This window comes from Dechloromonas denitrificans (genome assembly GCF_020510685.1).
Lineage (GTDB): Bacteria > Pseudomonadota > Gammaproteobacteria > Burkholderiales > Rhodocyclaceae > Azonexus > Azonexus denitrificans_A.
This window is the reverse complement of the sequence record NZ_CP075185.1, coordinates 4,525,634-4,542,870: the sequence shown is the minus strand read 5'-3', so window position 1 is coordinate 4,542,870 and position 17,237 is coordinate 4,525,634. Positions and strand designations below refer to the sequence as shown.

At 63.1% G+C, this 17,237-nt stretch carries 16 protein-coding genes; 2 read left to right on the top strand and 14 right to left on the bottom strand.

The features are described 5' to 3' along the window. Window positions 1-14: 14 nt before the first annotated feature. The 10 genes from atpA to mnmG form a co-directional block, all read right to left on the bottom strand. Window positions 15-1,553 (bottom strand): F0F1 ATP synthase subunit alpha, encoded by a 1,539-nt coding sequence (atpA, locus tag KI611_RS21660; protein WP_226417720.1) that lies wholly within the window; start codon window positions 1,551-1,553, stop codon window positions 15-17. Between the two features lie 9 nt (window positions 1,554-1,562). Next, window positions 1,563-2,099 (bottom strand): F0F1 ATP synthase subunit delta, encoded by a 537-nt coding sequence (locus KI611_RS21655; protein WP_226417719.1) that lies wholly within the window; start codon window positions 2,097-2,099, stop codon window positions 1,563-1,565. A gap of 3 nt (window positions 2,100-2,102) precedes the next feature. Next, window positions 2,103-2,573 (bottom strand): F0F1 ATP synthase subunit B, encoded by a 471-nt coding sequence (locus tag KI611_RS21650; protein WP_226417718.1) that lies wholly within the window; start codon window positions 2,571-2,573, stop codon window positions 2,103-2,105. 37 nt (window positions 2,574-2,610) lie between these two features. Continuing rightward, a complete protein-coding gene (gene atpE / locus KI611_RS21645; RefSeq protein WP_226403060.1) occupies window positions 2,611-2,874 on the bottom strand; it encodes a F0F1 ATP synthase subunit C in 264 nt (87 codons plus the stop codon). 69 nt (window positions 2,875-2,943) lie between these two features. Then, window positions 2,944-3,744, bottom strand: coding sequence for a F0F1 ATP synthase subunit A (gene atpB / locus KI611_RS21640; RefSeq protein WP_226417717.1), 801 nt, complete (start codon window positions 3,742-3,744; stop codon window positions 2,944-2,946). 16 nt (window positions 3,745-3,760) lie between these two features. Further along, window positions 3,761-4,117 (bottom strand): ATP synthase subunit I, encoded by a 357-nt coding sequence (locus tag KI611_RS21635; protein ID WP_226417716.1) that lies wholly within the window; start codon window positions 4,115-4,117, stop codon window positions 3,761-3,763. Window positions 4,118-4,236: 119 nt separating this feature from the next. Continuing rightward, a complete protein-coding gene (locus tag KI611_RS21630) occupies window positions 4,237-5,091 on the bottom strand; it encodes a ParB/RepB/Spo0J family partition protein (protein WP_226417715.1) in 855 nt (284 codons plus the stop codon). Further along, the gene (locus KI611_RS21625) at window positions 5,088-5,849 is read right to left on the bottom strand and encodes a ParA family protein (protein ID WP_226417714.1); all 762 of its coding nucleotides are present in this window, start codon (window positions 5,847-5,849) and stop codon (window positions 5,088-5,090) included. The genes KI611_RS21630 and KI611_RS21625 overlap by 4 nt, the downstream gene beginning before the upstream one ends. Then, a complete protein-coding gene (gene rsmG / locus KI611_RS21620) occupies window positions 5,846-6,463 on the bottom strand; it encodes a 16S rRNA (guanine(527)-N(7))-methyltransferase RsmG (protein WP_226417713.1) in 618 nt (205 codons plus the stop codon). Before rsmG ends, KI611_RS21625 begins: the two co-directional genes overlap by 4 nt. Next, the gene (gene mnmG, locus KI611_RS21615; RefSeq protein WP_226417712.1) at window positions 6,460-8,346 is read right to left on the bottom strand and encodes a tRNA uridine-5-carboxymethylaminomethyl(34) synthesis enzyme MnmG; all 1,887 of its coding nucleotides are present in this window, start codon (window positions 8,344-8,346) and stop codon (window positions 6,460-6,462) included. The genes rsmG and mnmG overlap by 4 nt, the downstream gene beginning before the upstream one ends. Before the next feature lie 142 nt (window positions 8,347-8,488). Here mnmG and KI611_RS21610 point away from each other — a divergent pair, with 142 nt between their 5' ends. Next, window positions 8,489-10,177, top strand: coding sequence for a response regulator (locus KI611_RS21610; RefSeq protein WP_226417711.1), 1,689 nt, complete (start codon window positions 8,489-8,491; stop codon window positions 10,175-10,177). A 136-nt stretch (window positions 10,178-10,313) separates the two neighbouring features. Further along, a complete protein-coding gene (locus KI611_RS21605) occupies window positions 10,314-12,392 on the top strand; it encodes a DUF6600 domain-containing protein (RefSeq protein ID WP_226417710.1) in 2,079 nt (692 codons plus the stop codon). A 42-nt stretch (window positions 12,393-12,434) separates the two neighbouring features. Here the strand turns inward: KI611_RS21605 and KI611_RS21600 are convergent, their stop codons facing one another. The 4 genes from KI611_RS21600 to KI611_RS21585 form a co-directional block, all read right to left on the bottom strand. Then, window positions 12,435-13,193: an ABC transporter ATP-binding protein gene (locus tag KI611_RS21600; RefSeq protein ID WP_226417709.1), complete on the bottom strand. Its 759-nt coding sequence runs from the start codon at window positions 13,191-13,193 to the stop codon at window positions 12,435-12,437. 2 nt (window positions 13,194-13,195) lie between these two features. Next, window positions 13,196-14,956: an ABC transporter permease subunit gene (locus KI611_RS21595; protein WP_226417708.1), complete on the bottom strand. Its 1,761-nt coding sequence runs from the start codon at window positions 14,954-14,956 to the stop codon at window positions 13,196-13,198. Next, window positions 14,953-15,993 carry a branched-chain amino acid ABC transporter permease gene (locus tag KI611_RS21590; RefSeq protein ID WP_226417707.1) on the bottom strand — a complete coding sequence of 347 codons (1,041 nt, stop codon included), beginning with the start codon at window positions 15,991-15,993 and terminating at the stop codon, window positions 14,953-14,955. The genes KI611_RS21595 and KI611_RS21590 overlap by 4 nt, the downstream gene beginning before the upstream one ends. An 83-nt stretch (window positions 15,994-16,076) precedes the next feature. Further along, window positions 16,077-17,216, bottom strand: coding sequence for an ABC transporter substrate-binding protein (locus tag KI611_RS21585; protein ID WP_226417706.1), 1,140 nt, complete (start codon window positions 17,214-17,216; stop codon window positions 16,077-16,079). Between the last annotated feature and the right edge of the window lie 21 nt (window positions 17,217-17,237).

Sequence of the window (17,237 nt, the reverse complement as noted above, 5' to 3'; positions counted from 1 at the left end):
GGCTTTCTCCTAGATCAGACCCAGCTGCTCTTGAAAGCCTGGATACCGGCGGCGAGTGCCTTTTCGCTATCGGCGCTAAGGTCGGCGGTCGATTCCATGGTGTTCATGACATCGGCGCAGTTTGCCTTCAGGTAACCAATCATGGCCTTTTCGCATTCCAGAGCACGCTTGACTTCGACGTCGTCGAAATAACCCTTGTCTGCTGCGTACAGCGTGACGGCCATTTCGGAGATGCTCATCGGAGCGTACTGGGGCTGCTTCATCAGCTCGGTAACCAGACGGCCACGTTCCAGCTGCTTGCGGGTGGCTTCGTCGAGGTCGGAAGCAAACTGCGCGAAGGCAGCCAGTTCGCGGTACTGAGCCAGAGCCAGACGGACACCGCCGCCAAGTTTCTTGATCAGCTTGGTCTGGGCTGCGCCACCGACGCGGGACACCGAAATACCGGCGTTGATCGCAGGACGGATACCGGCGTTGAACAGGTCCGTTTCCAGGAAGATCTGGCCGTCGGTGATGGAAATCACGTTGGTCGGAACGAAGGCGGAAACGTCGCCGGCTTGCGTTTCGATAACCGGCAGTGCGGTCAACGAACCGGTCTTGCCCTTGATTTCACCATTGCTGAGCTTTTCGACCCAGGCTTCGGAAACACGAGCAGCGCGTTCCAGCAGACGTGAGTGGAGATAGAACACGTCGCCCGGGTATGCTTCACGGCCCGGCGGACGGCGCAGCAGCAGGGAAACCTGACGGTAGCCCCAGGCCTGCTTGGTCAAATCGTCATAAACGATCAGTGCATCTTGACCACGGTCGCGGAAATATTCGCCCATCGTGCAGCCGGAGTACGGTGCGATGTACTGCAGAGCGGCGGATTCGGATGCCGAGGCAGCAACGACGACGGTGTATTCCATCGCGCCGTTTTCTTCGAGCTTGCGCACGACGTTGGCGATGGTCGAAGCTTTTTGGCCGATAGCGACATAAACGCAGAAGAGGTTCTTGCCCTTCTGGTTGATGATGGCGTCGACCGCAACGGCGGTCTTGCCGGTCTGGCGGTCACCAATGATCAGTTCGCGCTGGCCACGGCCAACCGGCACCATGGCATCGACGCACTTCAGACCGGTTTGCACCGGCTGGGAAACCGACTTACGCCAAATAACGCCCGGTGCGACCTTTTCGATCTTGTCGGTCTGCTTGGCATTGATCGGACCCTTGCCGTCGATCGGCTGGCCGAGCGAGTTGACCACGCGGCCAAGCAACTCAGGACCAACGGGGACTTCCAGAATGCGACCGGTCGTCTTGACGATGTCGCCTTCGGAGATGTGTTCGTAGGGGCCAAGAACCACCGCGCCGACGGAATCACGCTCAAGGTTGAGCGCCATGCCGAAGGTGTTGCCGGGGAATTCCAGCATTTCGCCCTGCATAACGTCTTGCAGGCCGTGCACACGACAGATACCGTCAGTAACGGAAACTACCGTGCCCTGCGTGCGCACTTCCGATGCGCCTTGCAGGTTCTGGATCTTGCTCTTGATCAGTTCAGAAATTTCGGAAGGATTCAACTGCATGAAATTCTCCTAGTTGTTCAGCGCCGTAGCCATGGCGTCGAGCTTGCCGCGGACTGAAGCATCCAGCATCTGGTCGCCAACGATTACCTTGATGCCACCAATCAATGTCGGATCAACCGACACCGAGGTCTCGAGCCGGGACTTGAAGAAGGCTTCGAGTTGGGGCACCAGGGCTTTCACCTGGTTGTCATCGATCGGGAAAGCCGAAATCACCTCGGCTTGTTTGGTGCCTTCTTCGGCCTGCTTGTAGCTTGCGTACAAAGCGCCAATTTCCGGCAACAGTCCCAGACGGTCGTTTTTGGACAGCAGCTGGATGAAGTTCGCCAGCTCCGCATCTACCGCCGTACCGCAGGCAGACCGGAAGAGGTCGACCAGTTGCGAGGCCGCCACATTGGGATCTCCGATGGCCGAACGGACCTCGGGATTGCCGGCCAACAGAGCGAGCGTTGAAACCGGCTCGGCCCATTTGGCCAGATTGCCGCTTTCCTTGGCTGCCCGGAACAGGGCTTCGGCGTAAGGACGGGCGATAGTTACGGATTCAGCCATTGCTTACAGGTCCTGTTTCAGGGCGACCAGCATGTCAGCATGCGCGGACGCGTTGATTTCCTTGCGCAGGATCTTCTCGGCACCGACAACCGCCAGTTCGGCTACGCGCTCACGCAACTGCTGCTTGGCACGTTCGACTTCCTGGTCGATCTCGGCCTTGGCGCCGGCGACGACCTTGTCGGCCTCTACCTTGGCGTTGCCTTTGGCTTCTTCGACGATCTGCTGCGCACGCTTTTCGGCTTGAGCGACGAGATCCGCAGATTTCTCTTTGGCTTCACGCAGCGCATCGGCGGAACGTTTGGCGGCGAGCTCTTGTTCGTGCTTGCCACGTTCGGCCGCAGCCAGGCCATCAGCTATCTGTGCTTGACGCTCAGCCATCGCTTTTTGCAGCGGGGGCCAAACGTACTTCATCGTGATCCAGATGAAGAGTGCAAACCAGATTGCCTGGCCAATCAGTGTAGCGTTGATATTCACGCTAACCTCCTGGTTATTAGGGTTTCAGGGGCGCGGATTAGTGCGACAGCAGAGCCAGGAACGGATTTGCGAAGAGCAGGAACAGAGCGATACCAACACCGATCATGGTCACGGCGTCGAGCAGACCGGCGACGATGAACATCTTGACTTGCAGTGTGGGGATCATTTCCGGCTGGCGAGCAGCGCCTTCCAGGAAGCGGCCACCCAGGATACCAAAGCCGATGGCGGTACCCAGAGCGCCGGCGCCGATCAGGATGGCTACAGCGATAGCGGTGTTGGAGAGGACGGTTGCGAGTTCCATGTTTACTCCTCAGTAAGGTAGGTTATTGCGGGGTTAAAGTTAAAAACTACTAAAAACTGCTACTACGACTTAGTGCGATTCTGCGGCCATCGACATGTACACGATGGTCAGCATCATGAACACGAAGGCTTGCAGGGTAATGATCAGGATGTGGAACAGTTCCCAGGGCAGAGCCAGGGGGAGCTGGTACACACCGAGCAGGGCGATCAGGATGAAGACCATTTCACCGGCGTACATGTTGCCGAAGAGACGCAGGGACAGCGAGATCGGCCGGGCGATTTCTTCAACGACGCGGAACAGGAAGTTGATCGGCGCCAGCTTGAGGCCAAACGGGACCGCGAATACTTCGTGCATGAAATGGCTGAAACCCTTGACCTTCAGACCCATGAACAGCGAAATGAAGAACACGCTGATCGACATGCCGAAGGTCAGGTTGGGGTCGGTGGTCGGCACGAACTTGAAGGGCAGGTGATGGTTGCCGGTGGCTGCTTGCAGTGCGGTCGGCAGGAAGTCGACCGGAATCAAGTCCATGGCGTTCATGACGAACACCCAGACGAAAATGGTAATGGCCAGCGGGGTAACCAGGGCGCTCTTGCCGTGGAAGGTGTCGCGAACCTGTTGATCGACCAGGCCGACCACCATTTCGACGAAGTTCTGACCGCCTGACGGGATGCCAGCCGTGGCTTTGCTGGCCAGCATGGCCATCAAGCCGAAAACCACCAGACCCAGCAGGCCGGAAACCAGCAAGGTGTCCAAATGGAAAGTCCAGAAACCGGTACATACCCCATCAACTTTGGCGCTGTCTGCACAGACAGCGAGATTGGTCAGGTGGTGTTGAATATAACCAGCGGTGCCGCCTTCTGCGCTCATGTTTTCTCCAGTCAGCCTAGCGTTGCTTCAGCAGTGCCATCCAGTAGATGACGAAGGTTGATGCGTACCCAAGAAAAAGCGGCAGGACCGCGACTTCCTTGAATCCTATAAACACCAGCGCAAACCCAGCGAGAGTCAGGATGAACTTCAACCCCTCCCCACCGGCTTGCGCCCGATATGCCTTGATCGGGTCGCTTCCTGAACTCATCCGCAATGCTCTCAGAACGTATCCGAGATTCGCAATGAGTCCAATTGATCCCCCGATCAGAACAGAGACTGCCGCATTCCCATCGACAAACAGCACGGCAATGAGTGCCAATGCGATTGTCAATGCCGCTTGCCGGCTGAGTATCCAGCTTACTTGCGGGTGCAAGACATGCCTCGTCCAAAAACCTTGCGAGTGTAACGGACTCTTGTAGATGAGTCAATTTCCGCGGCGCACAAATTGAGGGTTTTCCCGCATGCCTGCTTGATTCTGAATAGAGGCATTGGTTACACGCGGAGCCGAAAAATCAGGCCATCCAACTGGTCGAGGCTGGCAAATTCGATGGTGACTTTGCCCGCCCCCTTTTTGCTGGAGCGGATGGCCACATTGGTGCCCAAGCCTTCGGAGAGTTCTTCCTGTAAACGGAGCAGATCGCGATCGACAGTTTTCTCGGCAGCCCGTTTCGGCGGGTTCAGCAGTTGCTGAACCAAGCGTTCGGTTTCGCGGACCGACAGTCCCTTCTGGATGATGCGCTGGGCGACGCCAACCTGCTGGCCGGTCGAGATGGGCAGCAGGGCACGGGCATGGCCCATGTCGATCTGGCCGTTGATCAGCATCTCCTGGACCGGTGCGGTCAGCTGCAGCAAGCGCAGCAGATTGGTGGCGGCCGGGCGTGAGCGGCCGACGGCGTCGGCGGCTTGCTGGTGGGTCAGGCCGAATTCGTCGATCAGGCGTTGCAGGCCCTGGGCTTCTTCGAGCGGATTCAGGTTCTCGCGCTGGATGTTCTCGATCAGCGCCATGGCCAGCGCCTGTTCGTCCGGGATGCTGCGGATCAGCACCGGGACTTCGTTCAGGCCGGCCAGTTGGGCGGCGCGCCAGCGGCGTTCGCCGGCGACGATTTCGTAGCGTTCGGCGCCTGGCGTGCCGTCAACGGCACGGACCAGGATCGGCTGCATGATGCCCTGTGACTTGATCGAGGTGGCAAGTTCGGCCAGCGACTCCTGATCCATATGGGTGCGCGGCTGGTATTTGCCGGGGCGCAGGCGTTCGACCGGCAGGTTGCGCTGTTCGTCGCCCTGCGGTTTGTCGCTGCCGGACAGCAGGGCGTCGAGGCCGCGGCCGAGTCCTTTCATCTTGATCATGGGGCGACCCTTTCGAGGATTTCTTTGGCGAGGGCGCTGTAAGCCTGGGCGCCCCGGGAGTTTTTGTCGAAGGCGATGACCGGCTTGCCGTAGGACGGCGCTTCGGCGAGCCGGACATTGCGCGGCACGATGGTCTTGTACACCTTGTTGCCGAAATGGCTTTCCAGCTCGTTGGAAACCTGCTGGGTCAGCGTGCTTTGCGGGTTGTACATGGTGCGCAGCAGGCCTTCGATTTCGAGGCGCGAGTTCAAGTGGGTGCGCACCTTGCGCAGCGTTTCAACAAGATCGGACAGACCTTCCAGCGCGTAGTACTCGCACTGCATCGGGATCAGCACCGAGTCGGCGGCGACCAGGCCATTGACGGTCAGCATGTTGAGGGCCGGCGGGCAGTCGATGAGGATGAAGTCGTAAGTGGCGTGGCCGGCCTGCAGGGCGTTTTTCAGACGGTATTCGCGCTCGCTCAATTCGATCAGTTCGACTTCGGCGCCGGCCAGTTCGCGGTTGGCGGGCAGCACGTCGAAGCCGAAATCGGTCCGCAGGCAGACTTCGGCCAGCGTCGCGGCGCCGATCAGCAATTGATAGACGGTGGGTAGCGCTTCCTTCTTGGTGATGCCGGCCCCGGTCGTCGCATTGCCCTGCGGATCGAGGTCGATCATCAGGACGCGCTGGCCTTCGGCGGCGAGCGAGGCGGCCAGATTGACCGCTGTCGTCGTTTTGCCGACGCCGCCTTTCTGGTTGGTAATGGCGAGTACTTTCATGACCCGGCTTTCAAAATGATCAAATGTCGTTCGGCAGCGAGCCCCGGCACGGCAAGCGGAATGATCGCTTCAACCACGATGTCGGCGGGGAGTGTCTTCAGTTCGTCGTCCGGCCGGACGCCCTTCATGGCCAGCCAGCGGCCGCCCGGGGCGAGCAGGTGGCGGGTCAGGCGGATGAACAGGGCGATTTCGGCAAAGGCCCGCGAGCTGATCTGGGCGTAATGGCCGCTCATTTCCTCGACCCGGGCATGGTGCACCGTAGCATTCTTCAGGCCCAGTTCGATCGCGGCCTGCTGCAGGAAGGTGGTTTTCTTCTGCACGGTATCGACCATGCTGACCGACAGTTCCGGGCGGGCGATGGCCAGCGGAATGCCGGGCAGACCGCCGCCGCTGCCGACATCGAGCAGCGGCCCGCTGCCGATATGTGGCAGGATGGCTAGCGAATCGAGCAGGTGGTGCGAAATCGCCTGTTCCGGGTCGCGCAGTGCGGTCAGGTTGTAGGTCTTGTTCCACTTGAGCAGTAGATCGCGAAAAGCCAGCAGTTTTTGCTGCGCTTCCGTCGGCAGGGCGATGCCCAGTTCGGCGAGGCCGGCCGCCAGCGTGATCGAACTCATGCGGCGTGGCCGAGATTGAAGCGTTTCAGATGGATCAGCAGCAGCGATATGGCGGCAGGCGTAATGCCCTGAATGCGCGAGGCCTGGCCGATGGTCTGCGGCTTGTGCTGGGCCAGCTTCTGCTTGACCTCGTTGGACAGGCCGGCGACCTTCGTGTAGTCCAGTTCGACCGGCAGGAGCGTATTCTCGTAGGAGCCGGAACGCGCCACTTCCTCGGCCTGGCGGTCGATGTAGCCCTGATACTTGGCGGAGATTTCGAGCTGCTCGATGACCATCGCGTCGCTCTCTCCTGCGCCGGCCCCCGGCAGGGTCAGCAATTCGCGGTAGGCGATTTCCGGGCGACGGAGCAGTTCGAACAGGTTGTACTCATGGTCGATGGCCTTGCCCAGCACGCGGATGGCGTCTTCGGCCGGCAGCATTTTCGGATTGACCCAGGTCGATTTGAGGCGCTCCTGCTCGGCGGCGATGGCGTCGCGCTTCTGGCTGAAGGCCGCCCAGCGCTGGTCGTCGATCAAACCGAGGGCCCGGCCCTGTTCGGTCAGGCGCAGGTCGGCATTGTCTTCGCGCAGGCTGAGGCGGTATTCGGCGCGGCTGGTGAACATCCGGTAAGGATCGGCCACGCCGCGGGTAATCAGGTCGTCGACCATGACCCCGAGGTAGGCTTCGTTGCGCTTCGGACACCAGCCGGCCTCGCCACGGCTATGAAGGACGGCGTTGATGCCGGCCAGCAGGCCCTGCGCGGCGGCCTCTTCGTAGCCGGTGGTGCCGTTGATCTGGCCGGCGAAGAACAGGCCGTGGATGGCTTTGCTCTCCAGCGTGTCCTTCAGGCCGCGCGGGTCGTAGAAGTCGTATTCGATGGCGTAGCCGGGGCGCAGGATGTGGCAGTTTTCCAGGCCGCGGATCGAGCGGACCAGGGCCAACTGAATATCGAAGGGCAGGCTGGTGGACACGCCGTTCGGATAGATCTCGTGCGTCGTCAGGCCTTCCGGTTCGAGGAAGACGTTGTGGCTGTTCTTGTCGGCGAAGCGGTGGATCTTGTCCTCGATCGACGGGCAATAGCGCGGTCCGACGCCTTCGATGACGCCGGTGTACATCGGTGAGCGGTCGAGGCCGCTGCGGATGATGTCGTGCGTCTTCTCGTTGGTCTCGGTGATCCAGCACGGCAGCTGGCGCGGGTGCTGCGTCGCGTTGCCGAGGAAGGAGAAGACCGGCAGCGGATCGTCCGAGTGCTGCTCTTCCATCACCGAGAAATCGATGGTTTTGCCGTCGAGACGCGGCGGCGTGCCGGTCTTCAGGCGGCCTTGCGGCAGATGCAGTTCCTTCAGGCGGGCGGCCAGCGAAACGGAGGGCGGATCGCCCATGCGGCCGCCGGTGTAATTCTCGAGGCCGACGTGGATCTTGCCGTTGAGGAAGGTGCCGGCGGTCAACACCACGGCATCGGCCATGAAACGGATGCCGATCTGGGTGACGGCACCGACCACCTTGTCGCCCTCGACGATCAGGTCGTCGCAAGCCTCGGCGAAGATCGTCAGGTTGGGCTGGTTCTCCAGGCGGGACCGGATCGCCTGCTTGTACAGCACGCGGTCGGCCTGGGCGCGGGTGGCGCGGACCGCTGGCCCTTTCGAGGCATTGAGGATGCGGAATTGGATGCCGGCTTCGTCGGTCGCCGCGGCCATCGCGCCGCCCAACGCATCGACCTCGCGCACCAAATGGCCCTTGCCGATGCCGCCGATCGACGGATTGCAGCTCATCGCCCCCAGCGTGTCGAGGTTGTGGGTCAGCAACAGCGTCTGCGCACCCGCCCGCGCCGCGGCCAGCGCGGCCTCGGTGCCGGCATGGCCGCCGCCGACAACGATGACGTCAAATCGGGTGGGGTAGAGCATGGTGGAGGCTTTGTTGCAGCGCAGTATCGGGAGCCGGATTTTACGTCAGGCCGCTGAAAAATCACAGGTTTTTACCGGCGCCTTGCCCTGTATGGCGAACTCAAGTAAGTTCCCGAAGATGAGCACGAGCCAAGCAAAGGGCATGAACCCTCTGGATAACGATGAGATGCTGCTGGTTTTGCAGCAGACTCTTACCAAAAAGCGGGTATTGATCGTCGACCGGCATCCGCCGGCCCGTGAGGCGCTGCGCCTGATGCTCGGCGCCCTGGGCGTAATCGCGGTGCATGGCGCCGGCAATTCGGCCGAAGTGATTCGTCAGGTCAAGGGCAACCGCTTCGACATCATCCTCTCCGATTTCGTTCTCGACGATGGGCGCGATGGCCAACAACTGCTGGAAGAGTTGCGCCATGCCCACCTGATTCCGCTGGCGACGGTCTATCTGATCATCACCAGCGAGCGCGGCTACTCCAACGTTGTGGCGTTGGCCGAACTGGCCCCCGACGATTACCTGATCAAGCCGTTTACCGCCGACCAGTTGCAGGCCCGGCTGATCAAGGCGATCTACAAGAAACACGTGCTGCGCAAGATCTACGAACAGATCGAGCGCGGCGCCCTGCATGAGGCGATCGCCGCCTGTGACCGGGTGATCCAGCAACAGCCGGTGTATATGTACGATGCCTTGCGCTTCAAGGGCGAGTTGCTGCATACGCTGGGTCGGACCAGTGAGGCGGAAGAGGTCTTCCGCCGGGTGCTCGAAGGGCGCGTCGTGCCCTGGGCCAAGATGGGTCTGGCCACGGCGCTGCGTGATCGCGGCGCGCTCGATGAAGCCGAGCAACTGGCCGAGCAGGTAACCCAGGAAGCGCCGGAATTCCTCTCGGCTTTCGATTTCCTCGCCTCGGTACACGAAGCCAAGGGGAAATTGCAGGCGGCCCAGCAGTCCCTGCAGCGGGCGGCCGATGCGTCGCCGCACAATACCGTGCGCCAGCGTCTGGTCGGCGACGTGGCGGCCCGGAACAAGGATCTGGCGGCGGCCGAGAAAGCCTACGGCAAGGTCATCGAGCGCAACAAGGGGTCCAGCCTGCGCACCGTCGATGATTTCGCCAATTTGTCGCGGGTGCTGGTCGAGCGCGGCAATGTCGAGGGATCGCGCAAGATTGCCAGCGAAATGAAGCGCGAATGGCGTGGCGAAAAGCAGGCGGAAATGGCGGCGCTGGTGACCGAAAGCCTGTGCCTCGATTTCGAGGGCGCGACCGAGAAGGCCAAGCAACTGGTCGACCAGGCACTGGCCTTGCAGCAACAGATCCAGGTTGAAGGCGAGGCGAAAGGCCGGCACGTTTCGCAACGTCTGGCCATCGATCTGGCGCACGCCTGTTACGCCACCGGCAAACAGGACGAGGCCGGAAAAATCATGCGCCAGGTTGCCGCGGAAAATCATGAAGATCCGCACCTGATCGACCACATCACCCAGGTCTTCGAGAAAACCGGCCAGCCCGATGCGGGCAAGGCCTTGCTCGATCAGGTCGGCAAGGAAATCATCGAGCTCAACAACAAGGGGGTGCTGGCCGCCCGCAACGGCGATCTGGAAGGCGCCGTACAGTTGTTGATCCAGGCCGCCGAGCAGGTGCCCAATCTGCAGTTTCTGGTCAATGCCGCCAAGGCCATCTACACGCTGATGGACAGCAAGGGCTGGGATGCCGAACTGGCGGCCCGGGCGCTGGACTACCTGATGCGCGCCCAGCGCAAGGACCGCAAGAGCCCGAAAGTCGCTTCGGCGCGCGAACTCTACGTCACCGTCGCCAAGAAACACGGAATCGCGACCGACCCCCTCTGAGCCGGCGCCTGACCGGGCGGCAACATTTCGAAACGTCTTGCTACGGCAAAGGGCTGCATCCTTTTGCCCGCTGCTGCGTTAATCGGACATCGGTCGGCTGTCCTGTGGCCGCCGAACGGTTTTACGGGAGTCAACGATGAACAATCTCTTACGCCTTGCCGGTGCCGCACTGAGCCTGGTGCTCGCCTTGTCTTCCGGGGCGGCGCTGGCCGATCCGCCGGCCCGGGTCGGCCGCCTCGCCTACCTCGAAAACGGTGTTGATCTGGCGGTCAACCGCGACGAGCAAGGCGCTCCGGCGACCCTCAACTGGCCGATCAGCAGCGGCGCCATTCTCGACACCGATCGCCGCGGTCGGGCCGAGGTCTGGGTCGCGTCCTCGGCCTTCCGGCTGGCCGGCAACAGTCGCGTCGAATTCGTTCTGGTCGACGACCGGCAGGTGACCCTCGATGTGACGGAAGGCAGTCTGGCCGTCAGCATCCTCGATCGCGATCAGGTAAACGACGTGACAGTGCACACGCCGGACGGCAGCATTCGCTTCGTCACCCCCGGGCGCTACCGGATTGACGTGCTGGACGATCGTAGCGAGTTGAGCGTGCAGGCCGGGCAGGCCAATATCGATTATCGCGGGCGGCTGACGCCGGTCGCCGCCGGACAGCGGGCCAGTCTGGCCGGGGCCGGCCAGGTCCGGCTCGAGGCTGATCTTGATCCCGACGCTTTCGACAATTGGGTTGCCGAGCGCGAGAACGCGACGATGGCCCGGGTCGCACGGCGCCATGTTGCGCCGCAGATGACCGGCTATCAGGATCTCGACGCCTATGGCGACTGGCAGCCGGCGGCGGAGTACGGCAGTGTCTGGTATCCGCGTTCCGTCGCCGCCGACTGGGCGCCCTATCGTTTCGGCCGCTGGGCCTGGGTGGCGCCCTGGGGCTGGACCTGGATCGATCAGTCGCCATGGGGTTTTGCGCCGTTTCACTACGGGCGCTGGGTGATTATCGGCGGCCGTTGGGGCTGGGTGCCGGGCAGCCATGTCGCCCGCCCGGTCTATGCGCCGGCGCTGGTCGGCTGGATCGGCAATCCCGGCTGGAACGTCAGTTTCAGTTTCGGCTCGGCCCCGGCCGTCGGCTGGTTTCCGCTTGCCCCGCGCGAAGTCTATGTCCCGGCTTACCTCTACAGCCCGACCTATATCCGGCAGATCAACATCAACCACGTCCGCGAGGTGAGCCGCATCGAACGCGCCGAACGTTCGGGGGCGCACGAAACCTTTGTTCATCGCGCGCTGCCGCGGGCGGTGACGGTTGTCCCGGCCAATTTGATGCGCGAAGGACGGTCGATTGGCGCCAACGAAATTCGCCGTCCCGAACGTAACGATCTCAGCCGTGCTCCGCAGGCCAAGGCTGCGCCCAGTGCCGAATGGTTGAAGCCCGCCCCGGCCGCCGTCCGGCCACGTCCCGACGAGCGTCGCGAATCGCCGAACTGGCGCGGCGAACGCCGCGATGCCGAGCGGCAGGTTGCCCCGATCAACAACGAACGCCCGATGCGCCGGGAAAATGCGCCAGTACCGGCTCGGCCGCCGGAAACGCCGAACCCGGCCCCGGCTGTTCGAGCACCGCTGCCGCAGGTCGCCCCGCCATCGGCCTCGGAGCAAGCCCGCGAGCCGCGACGCGAGATGCGCGATGCGCCACGGATGGAGCGTGGCGTGCCAAGGGAAAATGCATCGCCGGCCGTTCGTCCGCCGGAAATGCCGAGCGCCCCACCGGCCGTTCGGGCGCCACTGCCGCAGGTCGCCCCGCCGCCGGCCTCGGAGCAGCCTCGCGAGCCGCGGCGCGAAATGCGCGATGCGCCGCGCATGGAGCGGGGCGTACCAAGGGAAAATGTGCCGCCGGTCGTCCGTCTGCCGGAAATGCCGAGCGCCCCACCGGCCGTGCGGGCGCCGCTACCGCAGGTCGCCCCGCCATCGGTTTCAGAGCAACCCCGCGAAATGCGCCGCGAGATGCGCGACGCGCCACGCATGGAACGTGTAGCGCCGCGGGAAAGTGCGCCAGCGATGGTCCGTCCGCCGGAAATGCCGGCGCCGGCCCCGGTGGTGCGCATGCCACCGCCCGCTCCGGTCGCTCCCCAGGCGGCGCCGGTGCCGCCGCCGCAGGAGCAGCGCGGCAACCGTGAGCGTGAGAAGCCCCGGCGTGGCGAGCGCGACGACGAACGCGGGCCGCGTTAATCCGTCGGCTGGCAGCCGGGCAGCGACCCGGCTGACCGCGTCCTAGTGCTTGTGGCCGAGGCCGAGGTAGGACTCGATGACGCGCGGGTCGGCGGCGAGCTCCTGGCTTGGGCCGGCCAACGAGACTTCGCCGGTTTCCAGCACGTAGCCGTAATCGGAGATCTGTAGCGCGGCGCGGGCGTTCTGCTCGATCAGCAGGATGGCGACGCCGGTTTCCTTGAGTGCCGCGATGATGCGAAAGATTTCCTTGATGATCAGCGGCGCCAGGCCGAGGCTCGGTTCGTCGAGCATCAGCAGCTTCGGCTTGGCCATCAGGGCGCGGCCCATCGCCAGCATCTGGCGTTCGCCGCCGGACAGCGTGCCGGCCAGCTGGTCGCGGCGCTCTTCGAGGCGCGGGAACAGCTCGAAAACTTCGTCCATGGTGTCCATCTGGTCGCGGTGGCCGCTGCGGTAGCGGTCGAAGGCGCCGAGCAGCAGGTTGTCTTCGACGCTCATTTCGGCGAACAGCTCGCGCTTTTCCGGGACCAGCGTCATGCCATGGCCGACCAGAGCTTCCACCTCGTCCTCCGGGCGGCGCGGGTGCCCCATGTAGATGATCTCGCCTTGCGCCGGCAGCAGGCCCATCAGGGCGGTCAGCAAGGTGGTCTTGCCGGCCCCGTTCGGGCCGATCACGCTGACGATTTCGCCGCGCCGGATGGTCAGGCTGATGCCGTGCAGCGCCTCGACCTTGCCGTAGGAAACGCGCAGATCCTTGACGTCGAGAATCACTTCGTGGTCGTGCAGGTGGCTATGTTTGCTCATGATCACTCGACTCCGCCGAGGTAGGCTTCGAGAACCCGTGGATCGCGCTGGACTTCCTCGGGTTGTCCTTCGGCGATCTTCTTGCCGAATTCCATGACGACGACGCGGTCGGCCAGGCCCATGACAAAATCCATGTCGTGTTCGACCAGTAGGATGCCCATGCCTTCGCTGCGCAGTCGGCGCAACAGGTCGGCGAGGGCCACCTTTTCACGGTAACGCAGGCCGGCGGCCGGTTCGTCGAGCAGCAACAGGACTGGTTCGGAGCACAGCGCCCGGGCAATTTCGACAATGCGCTGCTGGCCGAGGGCCAGGCTGCCGGCCGGCTCGAACATGTGTTCGGCAAGGCCGACCCGTTCGATCTGGCGAGCCGCTTCGGCGAGCAGGCGGTTTTCTTCGTGGCGATCGAGGCGCAGGGCGGCCGCCAGGACGCCTTTGCTGCCGCGCAGATGGCCGCCGATGGCGACGTTTTCGAGCACCGTCATCTGGCCGAGCAGGCGAACGTGCTGGAAAGTCCGGCTCATGCCGAGCCGGGCGATGTCGCGCGAGATCATCGCGGCGATCGGCTTGCCCTGGAAGGCAATGCTGCCTTCGCTGGCCGGGCTGACGCCGGAAACGCAGTTGAACATGGTGCTCTTGCCGGCGCCGTTCGGGCCGATCAGGGCCATGATTTCACCGGCCTTGACGGTCAGCGACAGCTGGTCGTTGGCGACCAGGCCGCCGAAGCGCTTGCTGACATTCTCGGCGGAAAGCAGCAGGCGACCGCTTTCCGTTGCCGGCCGTTTCGCCAGAGCGGCGGCCTGCGGCACCCGCCGGCTTTCCTTGCGTTCCGGCAACAGCTTGAGGATGACCGGCCACAGCCCGTCGCGCGCTTTCTGCAGGATCAGGATCATCGCGATGCCGAAGACGATGATTTCGAAATTGCCGCTCTGGCCGAGAATCTGCGGCAGCCAGTCCTGCAGCCATTGCTTGAGGATGGTGATCAGCCCGGCCCCGAGGACGGCACCCCAGACGTAGCCGGCCCCGCCGACGACGGCCATGAACAGGTACTCGATACCCTGGTTGAGGGCGAATGGCGTCGGGCTGACGAAACGCTGCAGGTGGGCGTACAGCCAGCCGGAAGCGCTGGCCAGCAGCGCGGCGATCAGGAAGATGACGATCTTGGTGCGTGGCGTGTTGATGCCCATCGCCTCGGCCATCACCGCGCCGCCCTTGAGGGCGCGGATGGCCCGGCCGACGCGCGAATCGAGCAGATTGCTCAGGCTGAGGATGGCGAGCAGGACGACCAGCCAGATCAGATAGTAGAACTCGCGCCCGGATTTCAATTCCCAGCCGAACAGCGAAATGTTGGGAATGCCGGTGATGCCGGTGTGGCCGCCGAGAAATTCGACATTGCCGAACAGGTAATAGAGGCTGATGCCCCAGGCGATGGTACCGAGGGGCAGGTAATGGCCGCCCATGCGCAGCGTGATGAAGCCGATGAAGAGCGCCACCGAAGCGGTCAGGGCCAGGCCGATGAGCAGCGTCAGCCAGGGCGACAGGCCGTAAACCGTGGTCAGCCAGGCCGTCGTGTAGGCGCCGAGGCCGACAAAGGCGGCCTGGCCGAACGAAGTCAGGCCGCCGACGCCGGTCAGCAGCACCAGGCCGACGGCGACGATGGTGTACAGGCCGATGTAGTTGAGCAGGGTGACGGTGAATTCGGGCAGCACCAGCGGGCCGACGACCAGCGCGGCAATGAACAGGGCGAGGGGAAGATGACGCTTCATTCTTCTTCCTCCTCGATGTGGCGCGAGGTCAGCGAGCGCCAGAGCAGCACCGGGATGATCAGCGTGAACACGATGACTTCCTTGAAGGCACTGGCGTAGAAGGACGAATAGGATTCAAGCAGGCCGACCAGAATGGCGCCGAGGGCGGCGATCGGATAGGAGGCGAGGCCGCCGATGATGGCGCCGACGAAGCCCTTGAGGCCGATCAGGAAGCCGGAATCGTAATAAATGGTGGTCAGCGGCGCGATCAGGATGCCGGAAACGGCGCCGATCGCCGCCGCCAGCGTAAAGCACAGTTTGCCGGCGAGGATCGGCGGGATGCCCATCAGGCGGGCGCCGGTCCGGTTCATCGCGGTGGCGCGCAGGGCCTTGCCGTAGATGGTGCGTTCGAAGAAGAAATAGAGGGCGATGATCAGCACGGTCGAGGCCACCACAACCAGGATGGTTTGGCCTTGCAGTGGCGCCCCGCCGAGTTCGAAGCTGAGGTCGGTGAAGGCCGGGGTGCGCGAGCCTTCGGCCCCGAAGAAGAGCAGGCCGAGGCCGGTCAGGGCGAGGTGCAGGGCGATCGAGACGATGAGCAGGACGAGTACCGGGGCGTTGGCCAGTGGCTGGAAGGCGATGCGGTAGAGCATCGGCCCCATCGGCACGACCAGCAGGATGGAGATGACGACCTGAACGGCGAGCGGCAACTGGGTCGGCGGCACGGCGAAAAGACCGGCGGCGGCGAGCAGTGGGCCGCCGATATTGAAGATCAGCAGCGGCGGTAGCTTGGCGTAGCGGCCTTCACGCACCAGGCGGATGCCGTCGAGCACGGCCACCGTGGTGCCCAGGCCGAGCAGCAGCCAGATGGTTCCCGGCACCTGGCCGGCCTGCAGCGAGGCCAGGGTCAGCGCGCCGAAGGCGACGAACTCGCCCTGCGGGATGAAGATCACGCGGGTGACCGCGAAAACCAGCACCAGAGCGAGGGCCAGCAAGGCATAGACGGCACCATTGGTGATGCCGTCCTGGCCGAGAAGAAGGAAGATTTGGAGATCCATAGTTACCCAAAACGGCAACTGGCCCGCAACCGTGCCTGGGCACGGCAGGGGCCAGCTGTTATGCCGGCACGCCGACGGCTAGATTATTTGACGAGCTTCCAGGTGTTGTTTTCGATGGTTGCCATAACGCGGGCGCGCTGATCGAAACCCTGGTGGTCGTTTGCGGTGATGTTGAAAACGCCGTGCGCGCCGGCCAGATTCTTGGTCCCTTCGAGCGCATCGCGCAGAGCGCGGCGGAATTCGACGGTGCCCGGCTTGCCGGCCTTCAAGGCCTGCGGAATGGCATTCTGCAGCAGCACGCCGGCATCCCAGGCGTGGCCGCCGAAGGAGCTGACGCTGCCCTTGCCGTGGGCGGCTTCGTACTTGCCGACATATTCCAGCGCCGATTTCTTGACCGGATTGTCGTTCGGCAGTTGCGCCGCAACCATCATCGGACCGACCGGCAGGAAGGCGCCTTCGACATCCTTGCCACCGACGCGCAGGAAGTCGTTGTTGGCGACGCCGTGCGTCTGGTAGACCAGGCCCTTGTAGCCCTTTTCCTTCAGCGATTTCTGCGGCAGCGCGGCCGGCGTGCCGGCACTGCCGACCAGCACGGCATCCGGCTTGGCGGCGATGATCTTCAGCGTCTGGCCGGTCACCGAAGTGTCGTTGCGCTGGTAGCGTTCGCTGGCGACGATCTTCAGCTTGCGGGCTTCGGCGATCTTGGCGAACTCCTTGTACCAGCCTTCGCCGTAGGCATCGGCAAAGCCGATGAAGGCGACGGTCTGGACGTTGCGGTCGGTCATGTGCTGGACGATGGCGGTCGCCATGTGGGCATCGTTCTGAGCCGTCTTGAAGACCCAGCGCCGCTTGGCATCCACCGGCTCGACGACGATGGCGGAACCGGCCATCGAAATCAGCGGTGTTTCGTTATCGACGGCGACATCCATCATGGCCAGGGAGTTCGGCGTGGTGGTCGAACCGATCATCACGTCGACCTTGTTTTCGCTGATCAGCTTCTTGATGTTCTTGGTCGCTGCCGTCGGGTCGGTGGCATCGTCGAGCACGATGTAATTGATCTTCTGGCCGCCGATGCTGGTCGGCAGCAGGGCGATGGTGTTCTTTTCCGGAATGCCGAGCGAAGCGGCCGGGCCGGTGGCCGAAACCGAAACCCCGACATTGACGTCGGCCAGGGCGGCGGTGGACAAAGCAGCGAGAACGGCGACAGTCAGTTTCTTTAGCATGGTCTTATTCCGAAAGGAGTA